At 67.6% G+C, this 20,502-nt stretch carries 31 protein-coding genes; 1 reads left to right on the forward strand and 30 read right to left on the reverse strand.

The window, feature by feature from the left end; genetic code table 11:
• Positions 1–41: 41 nt before the first annotated feature.
• The 4 genes from glmM to ABR737_RS20420 all read right to left on the reverse strand — a co-directional run bounded on the left by glmM (position 42) and on the right by ABR737_RS20420 (position 4,583).
• The gene (glmM, locus tag ABR737_RS20405) at positions 42–1,400 is read right to left on the reverse strand and encodes a phosphoglucosamine mutase (RefSeq protein ID WP_350251600.1); all 1,359 of its coding nucleotides are present in this window, start codon (positions 1,398–1,400) and stop codon (positions 42–44) included.
• 143 nt (positions 1,401–1,543) lie between these two features.
• Positions 1,544–2,056 carry a 30S ribosomal protein S9 gene (gene rpsI / locus ABR737_RS20410; protein ID WP_018090882.1) on the reverse strand — a complete coding sequence of 171 codons (513 nt, stop codon included), beginning with the start codon at positions 2,054–2,056 and terminating at the stop codon, positions 1,544–1,546.
• A 43-nt stretch (positions 2,057–2,099) separates the two neighbouring features.
• Positions 2,100–2,543, reverse strand: a complete 444-nt coding sequence (rplM, locus tag ABR737_RS20415; protein WP_006604900.1) for a 50S ribosomal protein L13 — start codon at positions 2,541–2,543, stop codon at positions 2,100–2,102.
• Positions 2,544–2,948: 405 nt separating this feature from the next.
• The gene (locus ABR737_RS20420; protein ID WP_350251601.1) at positions 2,949–4,583 is read right to left on the reverse strand and encodes an ABC-F family ATP-binding cassette domain-containing protein; all 1,635 of its coding nucleotides are present in this window, start codon (positions 4,581–4,583) and stop codon (positions 2,949–2,951) included.
• 56 nt (positions 4,584–4,639) lie between these two features.
• On the opposite strand from ABR737_RS20420, the gene ABR737_RS20425 reads away from it, so the two are divergent.
• Positions 4,640–5,512, forward strand: a complete 873-nt coding sequence (locus tag ABR737_RS20425; protein WP_350251602.1) for a hypothetical protein — start codon at positions 4,640–4,642, stop codon at positions 5,510–5,512.
• Positions 5,513–5,570: 58 nt separating this feature from the next.
• Here the strand turns inward: ABR737_RS20425 and truA are convergent, their stop codons facing one another.
• The 26 genes from truA to rplV form a co-directional block, all read right to left on the reverse strand.
• Entirely contained in the window at positions 5,571–6,437 is an 867-nt protein-coding gene (gene truA, locus ABR737_RS20430; RefSeq protein ID WP_350251603.1) for a tRNA pseudouridine(38-40) synthase TruA, read from the reverse strand.
• A 173-nt stretch (positions 6,438–6,610) separates the two neighbouring features.
• Complete coding sequence (rplQ, locus tag ABR737_RS20435; protein ID WP_088798397.1) at positions 6,611–7,078, reverse strand: 50S ribosomal protein L17; 468 nt, start codon at positions 7,076–7,078, stop codon at positions 6,611–6,613.
• Positions 7,079–7,242: 164 nt separating this feature from the next.
• Positions 7,243–8,265: a DNA-directed RNA polymerase subunit alpha gene (locus ABR737_RS20440; RefSeq protein ID WP_003956430.1), complete on the reverse strand. Its 1,023-nt coding sequence runs from the start codon at positions 8,263–8,265 to the stop codon at positions 7,243–7,245.
• 109 nt (positions 8,266–8,374) lie between these two features.
• Positions 8,375–9,001, reverse strand: coding sequence for a 30S ribosomal protein S4 (rpsD, locus tag ABR737_RS20445; RefSeq protein ID WP_350251604.1), 627 nt, complete (start codon positions 8,999–9,001; stop codon positions 8,375–8,377).
• Positions 9,002–9,030: 29 nt separating this feature from the next.
• Positions 9,031–9,435: a 30S ribosomal protein S11 gene (gene rpsK, locus ABR737_RS20450; RefSeq protein ID WP_004571845.1), complete on the reverse strand. Its 405-nt coding sequence runs from the start codon at positions 9,433–9,435 to the stop codon at positions 9,031–9,033.
• Between the two features lie 96 nt (positions 9,436–9,531).
• Positions 9,532–9,912 carry a 30S ribosomal protein S13 gene (gene rpsM / locus ABR737_RS20455; protein WP_129295752.1) on the reverse strand — a complete coding sequence of 127 codons (381 nt, stop codon included), beginning with the start codon at positions 9,910–9,912 and terminating at the stop codon, positions 9,532–9,534.
• A gap of 198 nt (positions 9,913–10,110) precedes the next feature.
• Complete coding sequence (gene rpmJ / locus ABR737_RS20460) at positions 10,111–10,224, reverse strand: 50S ribosomal protein L36 (RefSeq protein ID WP_003956441.1); 114 nt, start codon at positions 10,222–10,224, stop codon at positions 10,111–10,113.
• A gap of 60 nt (positions 10,225–10,284) precedes the next feature.
• Positions 10,285–10,506 carry a translation initiation factor IF-1 gene (gene infA / locus ABR737_RS20465; RefSeq protein WP_003956442.1) on the reverse strand — a complete coding sequence of 74 codons (222 nt, stop codon included), beginning with the start codon at positions 10,504–10,506 and terminating at the stop codon, positions 10,285–10,287.
• A 278-nt stretch (positions 10,507–10,784) separates the two neighbouring features.
• On the reverse strand, positions 10,785–11,621 hold the full coding sequence (map, locus tag ABR737_RS20470; RefSeq protein WP_350251605.1) for a type I methionyl aminopeptidase: 837 nt from the start codon (positions 11,619–11,621) through the stop codon (positions 10,785–10,787).
• 122 nt (positions 11,622–11,743) lie between these two features.
• Positions 11,744–12,400, reverse strand: coding sequence for an adenylate kinase (locus tag ABR737_RS20475; protein WP_350251606.1), 657 nt, complete (start codon positions 12,398–12,400; stop codon positions 11,744–11,746).
• Positions 12,400–13,713, reverse strand: a complete 1,314-nt coding sequence (gene secY, locus ABR737_RS20480; RefSeq protein ID WP_350251607.1) for a preprotein translocase subunit SecY — start codon at positions 13,711–13,713, stop codon at positions 12,400–12,402. Before secY ends, ABR737_RS20475 begins: the two co-directional genes overlap by 1 nt.
• A 225-nt stretch (positions 13,714–13,938) precedes the next feature.
• On the reverse strand, positions 13,939–14,394 hold the full coding sequence (gene rplO / locus ABR737_RS20485; RefSeq protein ID WP_350251608.1) for a 50S ribosomal protein L15: 456 nt from the start codon (positions 14,392–14,394) through the stop codon (positions 13,939–13,941).
• Position 14,395: 1 nt separating this feature from the next.
• Positions 14,396–14,578: a 50S ribosomal protein L30 gene (gene rpmD / locus ABR737_RS20490; RefSeq protein ID WP_030074796.1), complete on the reverse strand. Its 183-nt coding sequence runs from the start codon at positions 14,576–14,578 to the stop codon at positions 14,396–14,398.
• Positions 14,578–15,180, reverse strand: a complete 603-nt coding sequence (gene rpsE, locus ABR737_RS20495) for a 30S ribosomal protein S5 (RefSeq protein ID WP_006604888.1) — start codon at positions 15,178–15,180, stop codon at positions 14,578–14,580. Before rpsE ends, rpmD begins: the two co-directional genes overlap by 1 nt.
• Positions 15,181–15,226: 46 nt before the next feature.
• Positions 15,227–15,610, reverse strand: coding sequence for a 50S ribosomal protein L18 (rplR, locus tag ABR737_RS20500; RefSeq protein ID WP_327156251.1), 384 nt, complete (start codon positions 15,608–15,610; stop codon positions 15,227–15,229).
• 3 nt (positions 15,611–15,613) lie between these two features.
• Entirely contained in the window at positions 15,614–16,153 is a 540-nt protein-coding gene (rplF, locus tag ABR737_RS20505) for a 50S ribosomal protein L6 (RefSeq protein ID WP_350251609.1), read from the reverse strand.
• Positions 16,154–16,175: 22 nt separating this feature from the next.
• The gene (gene rpsH / locus ABR737_RS20510; RefSeq protein ID WP_227046489.1) at positions 16,176–16,574 is read right to left on the reverse strand and encodes a 30S ribosomal protein S8; all 399 of its coding nucleotides are present in this window, start codon (positions 16,572–16,574) and stop codon (positions 16,176–16,178) included.
• Positions 16,575–16,812: 238 nt separating this feature from the next.
• Positions 16,813–16,998 carry a type Z 30S ribosomal protein S14 gene (locus ABR737_RS20515; protein WP_004571834.1) on the reverse strand — a complete coding sequence of 62 codons (186 nt, stop codon included), beginning with the start codon at positions 16,996–16,998 and terminating at the stop codon, positions 16,813–16,815.
• A 2-nt stretch (positions 16,999–17,000) separates the two neighbouring features.
• The gene (gene rplE, locus ABR737_RS20520; protein WP_086717611.1) at positions 17,001–17,561 is read right to left on the reverse strand and encodes a 50S ribosomal protein L5; all 561 of its coding nucleotides are present in this window, start codon (positions 17,559–17,561) and stop codon (positions 17,001–17,003) included.
• Complete coding sequence (gene rplX / locus ABR737_RS20525) at positions 17,561–17,884, reverse strand: 50S ribosomal protein L24 (RefSeq protein ID WP_006604883.1); 324 nt, start codon at positions 17,882–17,884, stop codon at positions 17,561–17,563. Before rplX ends, rplE begins: the two co-directional genes overlap by 1 nt.
• A 3-nt stretch (positions 17,885–17,887) precedes the next feature.
• Positions 17,888–18,256 carry a 50S ribosomal protein L14 gene (gene rplN / locus ABR737_RS20530; RefSeq protein WP_003992364.1) on the reverse strand — a complete coding sequence of 123 codons (369 nt, stop codon included), beginning with the start codon at positions 18,254–18,256 and terminating at the stop codon, positions 17,888–17,890.
• Positions 18,257–18,362: 106 nt separating this feature from the next.
• Positions 18,363–18,644: a 30S ribosomal protein S17 gene (rpsQ, locus tag ABR737_RS20535; protein WP_006604882.1), complete on the reverse strand. Its 282-nt coding sequence runs from the start codon at positions 18,642–18,644 to the stop codon at positions 18,363–18,365.
• Positions 18,644–18,868: a 50S ribosomal protein L29 gene (gene rpmC / locus ABR737_RS20540; RefSeq protein ID WP_030074787.1), complete on the reverse strand. Its 225-nt coding sequence runs from the start codon at positions 18,866–18,868 to the stop codon at positions 18,644–18,646. The genes rpsQ and rpmC overlap by 1 nt, the downstream gene beginning before the upstream one ends.
• Positions 18,868–19,287 carry a 50S ribosomal protein L16 gene (gene rplP / locus ABR737_RS20545; RefSeq protein WP_006604880.1) on the reverse strand — a complete coding sequence of 140 codons (420 nt, stop codon included), beginning with the start codon at positions 19,285–19,287 and terminating at the stop codon, positions 18,868–18,870. Before rplP ends, rpmC begins: the two co-directional genes overlap by 1 nt.
• Positions 19,288–19,292: 5 nt before the next feature.
• Entirely contained in the window at positions 19,293–20,129 is an 837-nt protein-coding gene (rpsC, locus tag ABR737_RS20550; RefSeq protein ID WP_350251610.1) for a 30S ribosomal protein S3, read from the reverse strand.
• The gene (rplV, locus tag ABR737_RS20555; RefSeq protein WP_350256864.1) at positions 20,129–20,476 is read right to left on the reverse strand and encodes a 50S ribosomal protein L22; all 348 of its coding nucleotides are present in this window, start codon (positions 20,474–20,476) and stop codon (positions 20,129–20,131) included. The genes rpsC and rplV overlap by 1 nt, the downstream gene beginning before the upstream one ends.
• Positions 20,477–20,502: the final 26 nt, after the last annotated feature.

Raw genomic sequence — 20,502 nt, forward strand, 5'->3', positions numbered from 1 at the left:
GCCGGGCGGGGCCTTCGTCATGCCGGGCCGGAAGGACGGGGCTAGCCCAACGCGGACTTGACCGCGTCGGCCAGCCGCTCGGCCACCGCCCGCGCCTGCTCGATGTCCGCGGCCTCCACCATCACCCGCACCAGCGGCTCGGTGCCGGACGGCCGCAGCAGCACCCGGCCGGTGGCGCCCAGCTCCCGCTCCGCCTCGGCGACCGCCGCGGTCAGCTCGGGGGAGGTGGTCACCCGCGACTTGTCGACGTCGGGGACGTTGATGAGGATCTGCGGCAGCCGCTCCATGACGTCCACCAGGTCGGCCAGCGGCCGGCCGGTCGCGGCCACCCGGGCGCCCAGCATCAGACCGGTCAGCGTGCCGTCGCCGGTGGTGGCGTGGTCCAGCACGATGACGTGCCCGGACTGCTCACCGCCCAGCGCGAAGCCGTGCGCCTTCATCTCCTCCAGGACGTAGCGGTCGCCGACCGCGGTCTGGACGAGGTCGATGCTCTCGCGCTCCATGGCCAGCTTGAAGCCCAGGTTGGACATCACGGTGGCGACGACGGTGTTCTTGCGCAGCATCCCCGCCTCGCGCATCCCGAGCGCCAGCACGGCCAGGATCTGGTCGCCGTCGACCTCGTTGCCCTCGCGGTCCACGGCCAGGCAGCGGTCCGCGTCGCCGTCGTGGGCGACACCCAGGTCGGCGCCGTGCTCGACGACGGCCGCACGCAGCAGCTGGAGGTGGGTGGAGCCACAGCCGTCGTTGATGTTCAGGCCGTCGGGGTCGGTGCCGATCGTGATGACATCGGCGCCGGCCCGCGCGAAGGCCTCGGGCGAGACCCGCGCCGCCGCACCGTGGGCACCGTCGATGACGATCTTCAGCCCGTCCAGGCGGTTGGGCAGCACGCCGACGAGGTGCGCGACGTAGTTGTCGAAGCCCTCGTCGTAGACGGTGACCCGGCCCACGCCCGCACCGGTCGGCCGCTCCCAGGGCTCACCGGCGCTGTGGGAGCGGTAGGTCTTCTCGATCCGGTCCTCCAGCTCGTCGGCGAGCTTGTGGCCGCCGCGGGCGAAGAACTTGATGCCGTTGTCGGGCATCGGGTTGTGACTGGCGGAGAGCATCACACCGAGGTCCGCACCGAGGGAACCGGTCAGATAGGCGACCGCCGGGGTCGGCAGCACCCCCACCCGCAGCACGTCCACGCCGGCACTGGCCAGGCCCGCGACGACCGCAGCCTCCAGGAACTCCCCGGACGCGCGTGGATCGCGTCCGACCACCGCCACCGGCCGGTGACCTTCGAAGGTGCCCGCTTCCGCGAGCACATGCGCCGCAGCGACCGACAGACCGAGCGCCAGCTCCGCCGTCAGATCCGCATTGGCGACGCCGCGCACACCGTCCGTGCCGAAGAGTCGTCCCACTGGTGTCCTCCGAGTAGATGAGCTTGGACCAGAGCATTAAGTCCAGGTATACGCCCCAGGTCCTGGATAGCCGAACGCCCCGGTGGCACGGATCCGTGCCACCGGGGCGTTCGCCAAGTGCTGCATGTCGCAGCGAGCGCGGATTAGCGCTTGCTGTACTGCGGCGCCTTACGGGCCTTCTTCAGACCGGCCTTCTTGCGCTCGACCGCACGGTCGTCACGCTTGAGGAACCCGGCCTTCTTCAGCGCGCCGCGGTTGTTGTCGACGTCCGCCTCGTTCAGCGCACGGGCCACGCCCAGGCGCAGCGCACCGGCCTGGCCGGAGATGCCGCCGCCGGAGATGCGGGCGACCACGTCGTAGCGGTTGTCGAGCTCGAGCACCTTGAAGGGCTCGTTGACTTCCTGCTGGTGCACCTTGTTGGGGAAGTAGCCCTCAAGGGTGCGACCGTTGATCTTCCACTGGCCGGTGCCCGGAACGATCCGGACGCGGGCAATGGCGTTCTTGCGACGGCCCAGGCCGGCAGCCGGCTGCGGGTCGCCGAAGCGGGAGGCGAGGGACTCGGAGGTGTACTCCGACTCCACGACCTCGGTCTCAGTGGTGTATTCCTCGACGGCGTCGTCGTTCTCGATGACGGTCTCGGGAGTGGTCTCGGCCACGATGCTCCTCAGAATTCTCTGTCGTCTTAGGGGGTGGCCGGAACTACTGCGCGACCTGGGTGATCTCGAACGGCACCGGCTGCTGCGCAGCGTGCGGGTGCTCGGCGCCCGCGTAGACCTTCAGCTTCGAGAGCATCTGACGGCCGAGGGTGTTCTTGGGGAGCATGCCCTTGATGGCCTTCTCGACGGCCTTCTCGGGGTTCTTGTCGAGCAGCTCGTCGTAGCGGACGGAGCGCAGACCACCCGGGAAGCCAGAGTGGCGGTAGGCCATCTTCTGGGTCCGCTTGTTGCCGGACAGGTGCACCTTGTCGGCGTTGACGATGATGACGAAGTCACCCATGTCAACGTGCGGCGCGTAAACGGGCTTGTGCTTACCCCGCAGGAGGGACGCGGCCTGGGTGGCCAGACGGCCCAGGACAACGTCCTGCGCGTCAATGATGTGCCACTGGCGCTGGACATCGCCGGGCTTGGGGCTGAACGTACGCACGGTTAGCCTTCGCTTCTTCAGAGGTGGGGTATCCCCGGGGCCTGAGGCCTCAGGGATGGGTCCTGTACTGGTCACCGCTACCGATCACACCAGCAGGAGCGGCACTACGGGTGACGCAACCCGATCGTCCGTCGCTGGTCATCGGCCCGGTGGACCGCGTAAGGGCCCCCTCACGTGAGATAGAGCAAGCCAATACGCATAACGAACAGGCAGAATACCGGCCCGGCCCCGGTGGGGTCAAAACGCCCCCCGAACCGGCGTGCGGTACCGGCCTCCGCCGCCTTGCCGGTCACCGTGCGTATCCACGGCCCCACGTCCCCACCGGAACCGGCACCCGTGTCCCCACCGGCACCGCCGCCCCACCGGCACCGGCACCGGCGCCACAGAGCCGCCGTCGGCCGCGGCCTACCGCTCGCGCACCACCCGCCGCTCGTCCCACACCGGCTCCGCCGTCTCCCGTACCAGCCCGTCCGAGCCGAAGACCAGGAACCGGTCGAAGGACCGCGCGAACCACCGGTCGTGGGTCACCGCCACCACCGTCCCCTCGTACGCCTCCAGCCCCTCCTGCAGCGCCTCCGCCGACTCCAGGTCCAGGTTGTCGGTCGGCTCGTCGAGCAGCAGCGCGGTCGTGCCGGACAGCTCCAGCAGCAGGATCTGGAAGCGGGCCTGCTGGCCGCCGGAGAGCCGTTCGAAGCGCTGCTCGGCCTGCTGCTCCAGCTCGTAGCGGCGCAGCGCCGACATGGCCTGCCCCTTGTTCTTGGCGTGCTCGGTCCACAGGATGTCGAGCAGGGTGCGGCCCAGCAGCTCGGGGTGGGCGTGGGTCTGCGCGAAGTGGCCCGGGACGACGCGGGCGCCGAGCTTCCATGCGCCGGTGTGCGGGACGGGGTTCTGCTCGTCCCCGGCCAGCAGCCGCAGGAAGTGGGACTTGCCCGACCCGTTCGAGCCGAGGACCGCGACCCGCTCGCCGTAGAAGACCTCCAGGGAGAAGGGCTTCATGAGGCCGGTCAGCTCCAGCCCCTCGCAGGTGATCGCCCGTACCCCGGTGCGCCCGCCGCGCAGCCGCATGGTGATGTCCTGCTCGCGCGGCGGCTCCGGCGGCGGCCCGGCCTCCTCGAACTTCTTCAGCCGGGTCTGCGCCGCCGCATAGCGCGAGGCCAGCTCGTGGCTGACCGAGGCCGCCTGGCGCAGCGAGACCACCAGCTTCTTGAGCTGCGCATGCTTCTCGTCCCAGCGCCGCCGCAGCTCCTCGAAGCGGGCGAAGCGCTCCTTGCGCGCCTCGTGATACGTGTCGAAGCCGCCGCCGTGCACCCAGACGTCGGAGCCCGCGGGGCCCGGCTCGACGCTGACGATCTTCTCCGCGGCCCGGGCCAGCAGCTCCCGGTCGTGCGAGACGAACAGCACCGTCTTACGGGTCTGCCGGAGCTGTTCCTCCAGCCAGCGCTTGCCGGGCACGTCCAGATAGTTGTCCGGCTCGTCCAGCAGCAGCACCTCGTCCGTGCCGCGCAGCAGCGACTCCAGCACCAGCCGCTTCTGCTCACCCCCGGACAGCGTGCGCACCTGCCGCCACTGCGCCTTCTCGTACGGCATCCCCAGGGCCGCCGTCGTGCAGATGTCCCAGGCCGTCTCGGCCTCGTAGCCGCGCGCCTCGGCCCAGTCGCTGAGCGCCTGGGCATAGGCCATCTGCGCGGCCTCGTCATCGCCCTCGGCGGTCATCATCGCCAGCTCGGCCGCGTCCACCGCGGCCGCCGCCGCCCTGATCCGCGGCTGCGCCACCGAGACCAGCAGGTCACGCACCGTGCGCTCGTCCCGTACCGAGCCCACGAACTGCGGCATCACGCCCAGCCCGCCGCTGACCGTCACCGCCCCGCCGTGCGGCTGGAGCTCCCCCGCGATCAGCCGCAGCAGCGTCGTCTTGCCGGCGCCGTTGGCTCCCACCAGCGCCACCGACGCGCCCTCCCCCACCCGGAAGGACACGTCTCCCAGCAGGACCCTCCCGTCCGGCAGGTAGTACTCCAGATGTCCGGCCTCAAGATGTCCCATGAGCGGGATTGTGACCGGCCTCCGGGCGTTCCACCAACCCCATTAGGATGCGCGGCATGAGCTTTGGGCAAGGGGGGCCGTTCGACGGCCCCGGGGGTTCTTCGTCGTCCACTCCGGACTGGGGTGCACTGGCCGAGGAGAGCGAGGCACAGACCCGCCGCAAACGCCGGCTGTGGATCGGCGGCGGAGCGCTGGCGGCGCTCGCGGTGGCCGGCATCGTCACCTTCGCCGTCATAGCCGGCGGCAGCGGCTCGCCGGGCGGCAAGCCGACGGCGTCGCCCACGGCGTCCGACCAGGCCGCGGCGCCGGACGACCAGCCGTCCTTCCCCGACGTCTCCGTGCCGCCCCCGCCCAACCCGCGGGACTACATCTCCGACCCCAAGAAGGACCGGGCACCGCTCACCCCGGCCACCCTCTTCGCGCAGAAGAGCATGGTCGTCGGCGCGCACACCTACCCGCGCACCAAGACCGCCACCACCAAGGACTGCACCGCCGCCGCCCAGGGGCCGCTGGTCTCCTCGCTGTCCCACAACGGCTGCAAGCAACTGCTGCGCGCCACCTACGCCAAGGGCGGCGTCGCGGTCACCGTCGGCGTCGCGGTCTTCGACTCGCCCGCCCTGGCCGCCAAGGTCATGAACGAGAACAAGGCGAACCTCATGCCGCTGCCCGGCGGCGGAGTCCCCTCGGACTTCTGCCAGGGCACGAAGTGCCGGATGGCGACCAATGCCACCGGCCGCTACGCCTACTTCACGATCGCCGGCTACCTCAACGGCAAGGACGTCACCGCCACGGAGACCAAGGCCCGCCAGATCGCCCGGGACGGCGGCGCCTATGCGTTCAGCCAGATCACCCAGCGCGGCAAGGACCAGGCCGCCAAGGCCGCCGAGCAGCAGCTGAGGGAAGCCCAGAAGAAGGCCGGCAAGTCCTGACCGCCTCCGGTGGCGCCGCCCTGTCCGGCGGCGCCCCGAAGGCTCCCGGGGCGACCGCTCAGCAGCAGCCGCCCCCGCCGCCGCCCCCGGGCAGCGTCCGCTTGTTGCGCGCCTCCTGGTTGCGCGCCATCAGCAGGTCATCGGCCGGGTAGCCGACCTCCTCCAGCGTCAGCCCGTGCGGCCGCACGACATGGACGGCGGAGTCCCGCACCCCGGCGGCGAGCACCTTCCCCGGCCACTCCACCGGCCGGTGCCCGTCGCCGACGAACAGCATCGCCCCCACCAGCGACCGCACCATGTTGTGGCAGAAGGCATCCGCCCGCACGGTCGCCGTGATGATCCCGTCCGCCCCGCGCGACCAGCTCAGCTCCTGCAGCGTCCGGATCGTCGTCGCGCCTTCCCGCCGCTTGCAGTACGCCGCGAAGTCGTGCTCCCCCAGCAGCGGCCGCGAGGCCTCGTTCATCACCTCGACGTCCAGCTCCCAGTCGTGCCACAGCACATGGCCGCGCAGCAGCGGATCCACGCCCCCGTGGTGGTCGGTCACCCGGTACGCATACCGCCGCCAGATCGCCGAGAACCGCGCATTGAACCCGTACGGCGCCTCGGCCAGCCGCCACACCCGCACATCCTTGGGCAGCCGCCCGGCCAGCCGCCGCAGCAGCTTGTCCTGATGCTCGGCCCACACCGCCGCGGGCAGGTCCACATGCGCCACCTGCCCCCGCGCATGCACCCCCGCATCCGTCCGCCCGGCCACGGTGAGCTCATACGCCTCCCCGGACCGCGTCACGGTCCGCAGCGCATCCTCGATCTCCCCCTGCACGGTCCGCCGGCCACCGGCCTGCTTCGCCCACCCGGAGAAGTCCTTTCCGTCGTAGGAAAGGTCCATCCGCACCCGGACGAACCCGGGCTCCACTTCGTCACTCACGACAGCAATCCTCCCTCACACCACGGGCGGCCGTTCCGCACGGGCGCCTCCCCCGTGCTCCTCCCCCGGGCACGGCGCCCCGGGCACCGCGGACCGGCCCCGCCACCGCCCGCCCGCGCATGCGAAAGCGGGCCCGCCCCGAAGGGCGGACCCGCTCACACGTCGGTCAGGACTCAGGCGTCCTTCGACTCCTCGGTCGCCTCGGCAGCCGGGGCCGCCTCCGCGTCCTTGGCCGCACGCTTCGTCGCGGCCTCGGCCTCACCGGTGGCCTGCTGGGCCACGGTCAGCGCCTCCACCAGCTCGATGACGGCCATGGGCGCGTTGTCGCCACGGCGGTTACCGATCTTGGTGATACGGGTGTAGCCACCCGGGCGGTTCTCGAACCGCGGGGCGATCTCCGTGAAGAGCGTGTGCACGACGCTCTTGTCCGAGATCAGCTGCATGACCTGACGGCGGTTGTGAAGGTCGCCCTTCTTCGCCTTGGTCACCAGACGCTCCGCGTACGGACGCAGACGACGGGCCTTGGCCTCGGTCGTCGTGATGCGGCCGTGCTCGAAGAGCGAGGTGGCCAGGTTGCGCAGCATGAGGCGCTCGTGCGCAGCGCTGCCGCCCAGACGGGCACCCTTGGCGGGCTTCGGCATTTTCTTTCTCCTTGGTATCTGCCCCGGCCGTATCAGGTACCGAGGTCAGGGCCCGGTGAGCGGTTGCTCACCGGCAACAACCTGCGCCCCGTAAGGGGCGCGGGGAACTGCGCGACCAGCCACAGCGGCCGCGCAGTCACAATCCGGCTGTCTCGCCCGAGCTCTTAGTACTGCTCGGTCTCGACGAAACCCGCATCCGCGTCGTCGTCCGCGCCAAACGCGTCGGCAGCGGCGGTCGGGTCGAATCCGGGCGGGCTGTCCTTGAGGGCCAGGCCCATGCCGGCCAGCTTCGCCTTGACCTCGTCGATCGACTTCGCACCGAAGTTGCGGATGTCGAGCAGGTCGGCCTCGGAGCGCGCCACGAGCTCACCCACGGAGTGGATGCCCTCACGCTTGAGGCAGTTGTACGAGCGGACCGTGAGCTCCAGCTCCTCGATCGGCAGCGCCAGGTCGGCGGCCAGGGCGGCGTCCGTGGGGGACGGGCCCATGTCGATGCCCTCGGCGTCGATGTTGAGCTCGCGCGCCAGACCGAACAGCTCGACCAGGGTCTTACCGGCGGACGCCATGGCGTCACGCGGGCGCATGGCCTGCTTGGTCTCGACGTCGACGATCAGCTTGTCGAAGTCGGTGCGCTGCTCGACACGGGTCGCCTCGACCTTGTACGTGACCTTGAGCACCGGCGAGTAGATGGAGTCGACCGGGATACGGCCGATCTCCTGGCCCACCTGCTTGTTCTGGACGGCGGAGACGTAGCCGCGACCGCGCTCGACGGTCAGCTCCATCTCCAGCTTGCCCTTGCCGTTGAGCGTGGCGAGGACCAGGTCCGGGTTGTGCACCTCGACACCGGCCGGCGGGGCGATGTCCGCGGCGGTGACCAGGCCGGGGCCCTGCTTGCGCAGGTACATCACGACCGGCTCGTCGTGCTCCGAGGAGACGACCAGCTGCTTGATGTTGAGGATGAGGTCGGTGACGTCCTCCTTGACGCCCGGCACGGTGGTGAACTCGTGCAGGACACCGTCGATGCGGATGGACGTGACCGCCGCACCCGGAATCGAGGACAGGAGGGTCCGACGGAGGGAGTTGCCGAGGGTGTAGCCGAAGCCCGGCTCCAGCGGCTCGATCACGAACCGGGAGCGGTATTCGTCGACGACCTCTTCGGTCAGCGAGGGACGCTGAGCAATCAGCATGGTGTTCGATCCTTCAGTCGTGGACGCCCGCTATTTGACGCCCGCTGTACTGACAAGGGTACGGGCGGCACGGCGCATACAGCTCCGTACCGCCCCCACCGGTCAGCTCTTACTTGGAGTAGAGCTCAACGATCAGCTGCTCCTGCACCTGGGTGTCGATCACCTGGCGCTCGGGCATGCTGTGCACGAGGATCCGCAGGTTCGAGGGAATCGCTTCCAGCCAGGCCGGAACGGTCCTCTCGCCGGCCTCGGCCTGCGCCACCGCGAACGGGGTCAGGTTCCGAGAGGCCTGGCGGACCTCGACGATGTCGCTCACGGCCACGCGAGCCGACGGAATGTCGGTCTTGCGGCCGTTCACCGTGATGTGTCCGTGACGGACCAGCTGACGGGCGTGGTCGCGGGACTTGGCAAAACCGGCCCGGTAAACCACGTTGTCGAGACGGGTCTCAAGGATGCGCAGAAGGTTCTCACCGGTCTTGCCGGTCTTCTGGTTCGCTTCCTTGTAGTAGTTCACGAACTGCTTCTCCAGGACACCGTAGATACGGCTGCACTTCTGCTTCTCACGAAGCTGGAGCAGGTACTCGCTGTCCTTGGTGCGCCCGCGACCGTGCTCACCCGGGGGGTAAGGACGGATCTCGATCGGGCACTTCGCGCTCTCGCACTTGCTCCCCTTGAGGAAGAGCTTTTGCTTCTCCCGACGGCAACGCTTGCAGTCGGCCCCGGTGTATCGCGCCATTTTCCAGTTGTCTCCGTTACCTCAGTGCGTCAGACGCGCCGGCGCTTGGGCGGGCGGCATCCGTTGTGCGGAGTGGGGGTGACGTCCTGGATCGAGCCGACCTCGAGGCCGGTGGCCTGGAGGGAGCGGATCGCGGTCTCACGGCCGGAGCCGGGACCCTTGACGAAGACGTCGACCTTGCGCATGCCGTGCTCCTGCGCGCGGCGGGCGGCCGACTCGGCGGCCATCTGCGCGGCGAAGGGGGTGGACTTGCGCGAGCCCTTGAAGCCGACGTGGCCGGCAGAGGCCCAAGAGATCACGTTGCCCGTGGGGTCCGTGATCGAAACGATCGTGTTGTTGAACGTGCTCTTGATGTGAGCGTGCCCGTGGGCAACGTTCTTCTTCTCCTTGCGGCGCACCTTCTTGGCGCCGGCCGTACGGCCCTTCGGAGGCATTCATTACTCCCGTGGAGGTGGTCGGTCCTACAGCGAAGACCGCTTGCAGGGGCCTGAGGGGTCTCCCCCAGGGCACACAGTGCGTCCTGCTGAGGACTACTTCTTGCCCGGCTTCTTCTTGCCGGCGATCGCGCGACGCGGACCCTTGCGGGTACGGGCGTTCGTGCTGGTGCGCTGACCGTGCACCGGCAGACCGCGACGGTGACGCAGACCCTGGTAGCAGCCGATCTCGACCTTGCGGCGGATGTCGGCCTGAATCTCGCGACGGAGGTCACCCTCGGTCTTGAGGTTGTTGTCCACGAACTCGCGGATCTTGATGAGGTCTTCCTCAGCAAGGTCGCGAACACGGGTGTTCGGGTCCACGCCGGTGGCGGCGAGGGTCTGCTGCGACAGCGTCCGCCCGATACCGAAGACGTAGGTGAGGGCGACCTCCACACGCTTTTCGCGCGGGAGATCAACGCCTGCGAGGCGTGCCATTGATGTGGCTCCTGATGGCTATTCGGAGGTCTTCCGCAGCACCGTTCCCGTAAGACTCTGCAGAATTACGAGCCGGGTCCCCGGCCTCCGAGCCGGGGGTGTCGTCCCCACGCGAGTGATGCGGGGGTCGGGTGACTGCGTATGTACGTATGTGCTTGCGTCGCGCGAAAACTGCGAAATGCAGGTGGTCGGCGTGCGTCAGCCCTGGCGCTGCTTGTGGCGCAGGTTGTCGCAGATGACCATGACCCGGCCGTGGCGGCGGATCACCTTGCACTTGTCGCAGATCTTCTTGACGCTCGGCTTGACCTTCATGGGATGTGAGGTTCTCCGGGTCAGTGCCGTCACCCCACGGGAGCGGGGCGGCGACAAGATCTACTTGTAGCGGTAGACGATCCGGCCACGCGTCAGGTCGTAGGGAGAGAGCTCCACGACGACCCGGTCATCCGGGAGGATACGGATGTAGTGCATCCGCATCTTTCCGCTGATGTGCGCGAGGACCTTGTGACCGTTCTGGAGCTCCACCTTGAACATGGCGTTCGGGAGGGACTCGATCACGGTGCCCTCGATCTCGATGGCACCTTGCTTCTTGGCCACGCTTCGCCCTTCGAATCGGCTACCTTGATCGACTATCCCGCACCACACCCTCGACCAAGAGGGCATACGGATGCACGAGAGCCGACGCGTTAGTCTACGTCAGCGCCCAGCAAAAGACGAATCCAGGATTATTGCCCACCCGGGGAGATCCTTACGCCCGGGGCCGGTCGACCGGGCGCGTCAGGCCGCCGGGTAAGCCGGGCCGACGGGAGCGTCAGGCCACCCGGGACGGGACAGGCGATGGGTCCTCCCCCGGCCTTCGGGACCTCGGGGAAAGGTCAGGCGAGGGGGTCGGGCGCCGCCGTGATCCCCAGCTCGGCGAGCTTGGCCTTACCGCCGTCCGGCGAGGTCAGCACCAGCGGGCCGTCCTCGGTCAGCGCGACCGAGTGCTCCCAGTGCGAGGACCAGCTGCCGTCGTTCGACTTGACCGTCCAGTCGTCGTCGAGGACGTGGGTCTTGGCCGTGCCGAGATTGACCATCGGCTCGATGGCGATGCAGAAGCCGGGCACCAGCTTGGGGCCGCGGCCGCGCTTGCGGTCGACGTAGTTCAGCAGGTGCGGGTCCATGTGCATCTGCGAGCCGATGCCGTGGCCGCCGTAGTCCTCGACGATGCCGTACTTCCCGCTCGCCGGCCGGGGCTGGCGGCGGATGTAGCCCTCGATCGCCTTGGAGATGTCGACCAGGCGGTTGCCCTTGGCGACCGCCGCGATACCGGCCCACATCGATTCCTCGGTGACCCGGCTCAGCTCGACCAGCTCGTCGGAGTGACCGGACCCGACGAAGGCGGTGTAGGCCGCGTCGCCGTGCCAGCCGTCGATGATCGCGCCGCAGTCGATGGAGATGATGTCGCCGTTCTGCAGCACCGTCTCGGTGTCGGGGATGCCGTGGACCACGACATCGTTGACCGAGGTGCAGATCGTCGCGGGGAAGCCGCCGTAACCGAGGAAGTTCGACTTCGCTCCGTGCTCGGCGAGCACCTTGCGTGCCGCGTCGTCCAGGTCCTTGGTCGTGGCGCCGGGCACCGCGGCCTGACGGGTCGCCGCGTGAATGGCGGCGACCACCAGCCCCGCCTCGCGCATCTTCGCGATCTGCTCGGGGGTCTTGATCTCCACCATGACGGCTGGCGCCTTCCTGAACCGACTGCAACGCATATCCGGCGGCCGTCACGACCGCCCCGTACACGATACGGCCGCGGCACCCTTGCGGGCACCGCGGCCGTATCGGAAGCCGTGTGCTGCTACGCGTCCCGCGACGGCAGGGCCGCCATGGAGCGCCGGGTGACCTCGTCGACCTTCCCCATGGCGGGGATGGTGACGACCAGGTCCTGGTCCTTGTAGTAATCGATGATCGGCTCGGTCTCCGTGTGGTAGACCTCCAGCCGCTTGCGGACGGTCTCCTCGCGGTCGTCGTCCCGCTGGTACAGCTCGCCGCCGCAGACGTCACAGACGCCCTCGGTCTTCGGCTTGTTGTACTCCGCGTGGAAGACGTGGCTGGAGTCGTTGCGGCAGATGCGCCGGCCGGCGATCCGCTTGACGACCTCGTCCTCGGGGACCTCCAGGTCCAGGACGGCATCCAGCTTGAGGTTCTTGTCCTTGAGGTACTCGTCCAGCGCCTTGGCCTGGCCAAGGTTGCGCGGGAAGCCGTCCAGGAGGAAACCGTTTGCCGCGTCGGGCTGCTCCATACGGTCCTCGGCCATCGCAATGGTGACCGAGTCGGGCACCAGGTTGCCGGCGTCCATGTACGACTTCGCCTCGCGGCCGAGGGGCGTGCCCTGGCTGATGTTGGCGCGGAACAGGTCCCCCGTGGAGATGTGCGGGATCTCGAGGTTCTTGGCAAGGTACGCAGCCTGCGTACCCTTGCCGGCCCCCGGGGGTCCGACGAGGACGATTCGCATCAGCGGAGGAACCCTTCGTAGTTGCGCTGCTGAAGCTGGCTCTCGATCTGCTTCACGGTCTCCAGACCCACACCCACGATGATCAGGATGCTCGTCCCGCCGAACGGGAAGTTCTGGTTCGCGTTGAAAAGCACCAACGCCACTGTTGGTACGAGCGCGATCAGCCCCAGGTACAGCGAGCCCGGCCACGTGATCCGGTTGAGCACGTAGCTGAGGTACTCGGCCGTCGGGCGACCAGCCCGGATACCCGGGATGAAGCCACCATACTTCTTCATGTTGTCGGCAACTTCTTCGGGGTTGAAGCTGATGGCGACGTAGAAGAAGGCGAAGAATACGATCAGCAGGAAGTACGTAACGATGTAAACCGGGTGATTTCCCTTGGTGAAGTTGGTGGCGATCCACTGCGCCCATGCCGCCTTCGACCCGCTGAACTGTGCGATGAGGGCTGGAATGTAGAGCAGCGATGACGCGAAGATGACGGGAATCACACCCGCCTGGTTCACCTTGAGCGGGATGTAAGTGGACGTTCCGCCATAGGACCGGCGGCCGATCATCCGCTTCGCGTACTGCACCGGGATGCGCCGCTGGGCCTGCTCGACGAAGACCACCAGGGCGACCATCGCCAGGCCGACCGCGATGACGGCGAAGAACTCGATCCAGCCGTCGGCCAGCTTGCCGGTGAGCTTGATCTGCCACAGCGCGCCCGGGAAGCCGGCGGCGATCGAGATGAACATCAGGATCGACATGCCGTTGCCGATACCGCGGTCGGTGACGAGCTCACCGAGCCACATGATCAGGCCGGTGCCGGCGGTCATCGTGATGACCATGGTGATCGTGGTGAAGATCGAGCTGCTGGGGACGATCTCGGTGGCGACGGGGCAGCTCTGGAAGAGCGCACCGCTGCGGGCGGTGGCCACCAGGCCGGTGCCCTGCAGGATGGCGAGCGCCACGGTCAGATAGCGGGTGTACTGGGTGATCTTCGCCTGCCCGGACTGGCCCTCTTTCTTGAGGGCTTCCAGCCGCGGGATCACCACGGTCAGCAGCTGGAGGATGATGCTCGCCGTGATGTACGGCATGATCCCCAGCGCGAAGATCGTGATCTGCAGCAGCGCACCACCGCTGAACATGTTCACCAGGGCGAACAACCCGCTGCTCCCGCCGGCCTGCTTCATGCAGGTCTCGACGTTCGCATAGTTGACCCCGGGGACCGGGACGTGTGCGCCGATCCGGTAGAGCACGATGATGCCCAGTGTGAACAGCAGCTTCTTGCGCAGGTCGGGCGTCTTGAACGCTCGGGCGAACGCGGTGAGCACGGTGCCTCCTGCGCCTCCCGCCTTGAATGCGAGAGGTGACGGTCTTGAGGATCGACGAATACGTAGCGGGCAAAACCGCGCGGACACGGCCCACGCGGCGGGGGTCCGGGACGAAGCCCGGAAAACAACAGTCCATCCCACCTTACCGGCGACCATACCCCCGTGGAACGACCAACCGGGGATGCCCCAAACGATGGGCATCCCCGGTCAGTTGAGCCAGCGAACTCAGATGAGTTCGGTGACGGCGCCGCCGGCAGCGGCGATCTTCTCCTTGGCGGAGCCGGAAACGGCGTCAACCGTCACCTGCAGCGCCACGGAGATCTCGCCGGTGCCGAGCACCTTGACGAGCTCGTTCTTGCGCACCGCGCCCTTGGCGACCAGGTCGGTCACCGTGACCTCGCCACCCTGCGGGTAGAGCGCGGCCAGCTTGTCCAGGTTCACGACCTGGAACTGCTTGTGGGCGGGGTTCTTGAAGCCCTTCAGCTTCGGGAGGCGCATGTGGAGGGGCATCTGCCCGCCCTCGAAGCGCTCCGGAACCTGGTAACGGGCCTTCGTGCCCTTGGTACCACGACCAGCGGTCTTACCCTTGGACGCCTCACCACGACCGACACGGGTCTTGGCAGTCTTGGCGCCCGGGGCGGGCCGGAGGTTGTGGACCTTCAGCGGGTTGTTCTCCGCCATGTCAGTCGACCTCCTCAACCGTCACGAGGTGGCGGACGGTGTGCACCATGCCGCGGAACTCGGGACGGTCCTCCTTGACAACCACGTCGTTGAGCCGCTTGAGGCCCAGCGAACGGAGGGTGTCGCGGTGGTTCTGCTTGCTACCGATGAAGGACTTCGTCTGCGTGATCTTGAGGTGCGCCATTACGCGGTCACCCCGGCACGCGCCCGCAGCAGAGCGGCGGGAGCAACGTCCTCCAGCGGCAGGCCACGACGGGCCGCGATCTCCTCGGGGCGCTGAAGGCCCTGAAGCGCGGTCACCGTGGCGTGCACGATGTTGATCGGGTTCGACGAACCGAGCGACTTGCTCAGCACGTCGTGGATGCCCGCGCACTCCAGAACGGCACGCACGGGGCCACCGGCGATCACACCGGTACCGGGGGAAGCCGGCTTGAGCAGGACAACGCCCGCAGCCTTCTCGCCCTGGATGGGGTGAGGGATGGTGCCCTGGATACGGGGGACCTTGAAGAAGTTCTTCTTGGCCTCTTCCACGCCCTTGGCGATGGCAGCCGGAACTTCCTTGGCCTTGCCGTAACCGACACCTACGGTGCCGTCACCATCGCCCACCACGACCAGCGCGGTGAAGCTGAAGCGACGGCCACCCTTGACAACCTTGGCGACACGGTTGATCGCGACAACGCGCTCAACGTATGCGGTCTTCTCGGCGGCAGCGCCACCGTCGCGACCCTTCCGGTCCCGCCGCTCGCCGCCACCGGCACCGCTCCCGCGGCGCTGGGGTCCAGCCATTGGATTTACCTCTCTCTGTTACGTCCGCTAGCTCCGGAACCGGGGCTTAGAACTTCAGCCCGGCTTCGCGGGCGGCGTCGGCCAGAGCGGCAATCCGCCCGGCGTACTGCTTGCCACCACGGTCGAACACGACGGCCTCGACACCGGCGGCCTTGGCACGCTCGGCGACCAGGGAACCGACCTGCTTGGCCTGAGCGCTCTTGTCGCCCTCGCCACCACGGATCGACGCGTCCAGGCTCGACGCGGAGGCCAGCGTGTGGCCCGCGATGTCGTCGATGACCTGAGCGGTGATGCCACGGTTGGACCGCGTCACCACCAGACGCGGACGGTCCGGGGTACCCGAAATCCGCTTACGGATCCGGATGTGGCGCCGCTTGGCGGCGGCCCGCTTGTAAGCGTCGCCCTTGGCGATCTTCACACCGTATGCCATGGCTTACTTACCAGCCTTTCCGACCTTGCGGCGGATGACCTCGCCGGCGTACTTGACGCCCTTGGCCTTGTACGGGTCAGGCTTGCGCAGCTTGCGGATGTTCGCCGCAACCTCGCCGACCTTCTGCTTGTCGATGCCCTCGACGCTGAGCTTGGTCGGGGACTCGACCTTGAAGGAGATGCCCTCGGGGGCCTCGATCAGGATCGGGTGGCTGTAGCCCAGGGAGAACTCCAGGTTGGAGCCCTTCGCCTGGACGCGGTAACCGACACCGCTGATCTCGAGCGCCTTGCTGAAGCCCTGGGTCACGCCGGTGATCATGTTCGCCACCAGCGTGCGGGACAGGCCGTGCAGGGCCTTGTTCTGACGCTCGTCGTTCGGGCGGGTGACGGCGATGACGCCGTCCTCACCCTTGGCGACCTCGATGGGCGCCGCGACGGTGTGCGAGAGAGAACCCTTGGGGCCCTTCACCGCGACCGTACGGCCATCGATGGTGACGTCCACACCAGCGGGAACCTGGATGGGCAGCTTGCCAATACGCGACATTAGCTATTCCTCCGTTCCCTGGTTACCAGACGTAGGCGAGGACTTCCCCACCCACGCCCTTCTTGCTGGCCTGCTGACCGGTCAGGAGACCGTGGGACGTGGAGATGATCGCCACGCCCAGGCCGCCGAGGACCTTCGGCAGGTTGGTGGACTTTGCGTAGACCCGCAGGCCCGGCTTCGAAATCCGCTTGATGCCGGCGATCGAGCGCTCGCGGTTCGGGCCGAACTTCAGCTCGAGGGTGAGGTTCTTGCCAACCTCGGCGTCCTCGACCTTCCAGCCGGTGATGTAGCCCTCCTGCTGGAGGATCTCCGCGATGTGCGACTTGATCTTGCTGTGCGGCATCACGACGGTGTCGTGGTACGCCGAGTTCGCGTTACGCAGACGGGTCAGCATGTCTGCGATGGGATCAGTCATGGTCATGAATTGGCCTTCGGCCTCTCTCGCCGGGGTTTCCTATGTGCGCCATCCCTCTCCCCGATCAGAGTCGGGACGGGTGCGGCGCGGGGACCTACGGCGTAGTAAGCGACTTTATGCGGGCTCGGCCCGCGGTCGGTCTCGGGCGGCGGTGCGCCCAAACCCCTCTACCCTACGGGAAAAGAGGGATGGGCGCCCGCCGGCCGAATGCTTACCGAGAGCCCTGGTCGTCCCAATGAAGGGATTACCAGGAGCTCTTGGTCACGCCCGGCAGCTCGCCACGGTGAGCCATCTCACGAAGGCACACGCGGCACAGGCCGAACTTGCGGTAGACGGAGTGCGGACGGCCGCAGCGCTGGCAACGCGTGTACGCGCGGACAGCAAACTTCGGCTTACGAGCCGCCTTAGCGATCAGAGCCTTCTTCGCCACGGTCAGTTCTCCTTGAACGGGAAGCCGAGGTGACGAAGCAGGGCGCGGCCCTCATCGTCGTTGGACGCCGTGGTGACCACGGTGATGTCCATGCCCCGCGTCCGGTCGATCTTGTCCTGGTCGATCTCGTGGAACATGACCTGCTCCGTGAGACCGAAGGTGTAGTTGCCCCGACCGTCGAACTGCTTCGGGGACAGACCACGGAAGTCGCGGATGCGCGGCAGCGCCAGCGACAGCAGGCGGTCCAGGAACTCCCACATGCGGTCACCGCGGAGGGTGACGTGGGCACCGATCGGCTGGCCCTCACGCAGCTTGAACTGCGCGATGGACTTACGGGCCTTCGTGACGGCCGGCTTCTGTCCGGTGATCGTGGTGAGGTCGCGGATGGCGCCCTCGATCAGCTTGGAGTCGCGGGCGGCGTCGCCCACACCCATGTTGACCACGATCTTGGTCAGACCGGGGATCTGCATGACGTTCTCGAGCGAGAACTCGTCCTTCAGCTTCCCGGCGATCTCTTCGCGGTAGCGCGTCTTGAGACGCGGCGCGTTGGTGGTGGCAGTCATCAGATGTCCTCACCGGTCCGCTTGGCAACGCGGATCTTGTTGCCCTCGTCATCGAAGCGGTACCCGACGCGGGTGACGACCTTGTTGCCGTCCTTCTCCACCACGAGCTGAACGTTGCTCACGTGGACAGGGGCTTCGGTCGTCACGATGCCGCCGGTCTTCGAACCACGAGCGGTCTGTCCGGCCTTGGTGTGCTTCTTGACCCGGTTGACACCCTCGACCAGGACACGGTCCTCGCGGGGGAAGGCCTGGATGACCTTGCCCTGCTTGCCCTTGTCCTTACCGGTGATGACCTGGACCAGGTCGCCCTTCTTGATCTTCATCGGTTACAGCACCTCCGGCGCGAGCGAGATGATCTTCATGAACTTCTTCTCGCGCAGCTCCCGGCCCACGGGGCCGAAGATGCGGGTGCCGCGGGGGTCGCCATCGTTCTTGAGGATGACGGCCGCGTTCTCGTCGAAGCGGATGTACGAGCCGTCCGGACGGCGGCGCTCCTTGACGGTGCGAACGATGACCGCCTTGATGACGTCACCCTTCTTCACGTTGCCACCGGGGATCGCATCCTTCACGGTGGCGACGATGACGTCACCGATGCCCGCGTAGCGGCGACCGGAACCACCGAGAACACGGATGCAAAGGATTTCCTTCGCACCAGTGTTGTCGGCGACCCGAAGTCGCGACTCCTGCTGGATCACGTCTATCTCCTGTGTGTCTGCCGGTTCCCGGCAGGGGCTTTCCTCTGACGAGTGGGCCCCTGCCGAGCCTGGCGGAACTGTTCCTAGGGGGTCCCCCTAGGAGGGATTACTTGGCCTTCTCGAGGATCTCGACGATGCGCCAGCGCTTGGTGGCGGACAGCGGCCGGGTCTCCATCAGGAGGACGCGGTCGCCGACGCCGGCAGCGTTCTGCTCGTCGTGCGCCTTGAGCTTGTTCGTACGGCGGATGACCTTGCCGTACAGCGCGTGCTTGACACGGTCCTCGACAGCGACGACGACGGTCTTGTCCATCTTGTCGCTGACGACGAGACCCTCACGGGTCTTGCGGAAACCGCGCTCGTTCGTCTCAGTCACATTCTTCTCGCTCATCAGGCGCTCTCCACCGTCTCGATGCCCAGCTCGCGCTCACGCATCAGGGTGTAGATCCGGGCGATGTCCTTACGGACGGACTTGAGCCGACCGTGGTTCTCGAGCTGTCCGGTCGCCGCCTGGAAGCGGAGGTTGAACAGCTCCTCCTTGGCCTCACGAAGCTTGCCGACGAGGTCCTCGTCATTCAGCTCGCGCAGCTCGGTCGCCTTGATACCGGCCGCCATCACGACTCACCTGCCTCGCGCCGCACAATGCGGCACTTCATCGGAAGCTTGTGGGCGGCGCGGGTCAGCGCCTCCTTGGCAACCTTTTCGTTCGGGAAGGACAGCTCGAACATCACCCGACCGGGCTTGACGTTCGCGACCCACCACTCCGGAGAACCCTTACCGGAACCCATGCGGGTTTCGGCCGGCTTCTTCGTGAGCGGGCGGTCCGGGTAAATGTTGATCCAGACCTTGCCGCCACGCTTGATGTGACGGGTCATCGCGATACGAGCGGACTCGATCTGACGGTTCGTCACGTAAGCCGGGGTGACGGCCTGGATGCCGTACTCACCGAAGGCCAGCTCGGTGCCACCCTTGGCCATACCGCTGCGCTTCGGGTGGTGCTGCTTGCGGTGCTTGACCCTGCGAGGGATCAGCATGTCGGTCAGGCCTCCGTTCCGGGGGTCTCCGCCGGAGCAGCGGCAGCGGCCTCGGCCTTGGGGGCCTCGGCAGCGCCGGTCTGCTGCTGCGGCTTGCGGCCACCGCGGCCGCCGCGCTCGCCGCCACCGCCACCGCGACGGGGACGGTCGTTGCCGCCACCACGGGCCGGGCGGTTACCCGCACGGGCCGCGGCGTTCTCGGCACGCACCTCGGCGATGTTCTTGACGTCGCCCTTGTAGATCCAGACCTTCACGCCGATGCGGCCGAAGGTGGTCTTGGCCTCGAAGAAGCCGTAGTCGACGTTCGCACGGAGCGTGTGCAGGGGCACACGGCCCTCGCGGTAGAACTCCGAGCGGGACATCTCGGCGCCGCCGAGACGGCCACCGCACTGGATCTTGATGCCCTTGGCGCCGGCCTTCATCGTCGACTGCATGCTCTTACGCATGGCGCGACGGAAGGAGACGCGGGAGGACAGCTGCTCGGCGACGGCCTGGGCCACCAGCTGAGCGTCGGTCTCGGGGTTCTTGACCTCGAGGATGTTCAGCTGGACCTGCTTGCCGGTCAGCTTCTCCAGCTCGCCGCGGATGCGGTCGGCCTCGGCGCCGCGGCGGCCGATGACGATGCCCGGACGAGCGGTGTGGATGTCAACGCGGACGCGCTCACGGGTGCGCTCGATCTCCACCTTGGAGATACCGGCGCGCTCCATGCCCTTCGTCATCATGCGACGAATGGCGACGTCTTCCTTGACGTAGTCCTTGTACAGCTTGTCGGCGTACCAACGCGACTTGAAGTCGGTGGTGATGCCGAGCCGGAACCCGTGCGGGTTAACCTTCTGGCCCATTACCGGGTTCCTTCCTTGCTGCTGACGACCACGGTGATGTGGCTGGTCCGCTTGCGGATCCGGTAGGCACGGCCCTGGGCACGCGGACGGAACCGCTTCAGGGTCGGGCCCTCGTCGACATACGCCTCGGAAATGACGAGGTTGCCGGCGTCGGTGTGGTCGTAGTTGTGCGCGGCGTTGGCAATGGCGCTGTCCAGCACCTTGCCCACCGGCACGCTCGCGGCCTGCGGGGCGAAACGCAGGACCGCCTGAGCCTCCGTGGCATTCATGCCACGGATAAGGTCCACCACGCGGCGGGCCTTCATGGGCGTGACGCGGATGTACCGCGCCTGGGCCCTGGCTTCCATGGTTGTCCCTTCGGTGTCAGTCATAG

Source organism: Streptomyces sp. Edi2, from assembly GCF_040253635.1.
In the GTDB taxonomy this organism is placed as follows: domain Bacteria; phylum Actinomycetota; class Actinomycetes; order Streptomycetales; family Streptomycetaceae; genus Streptomyces.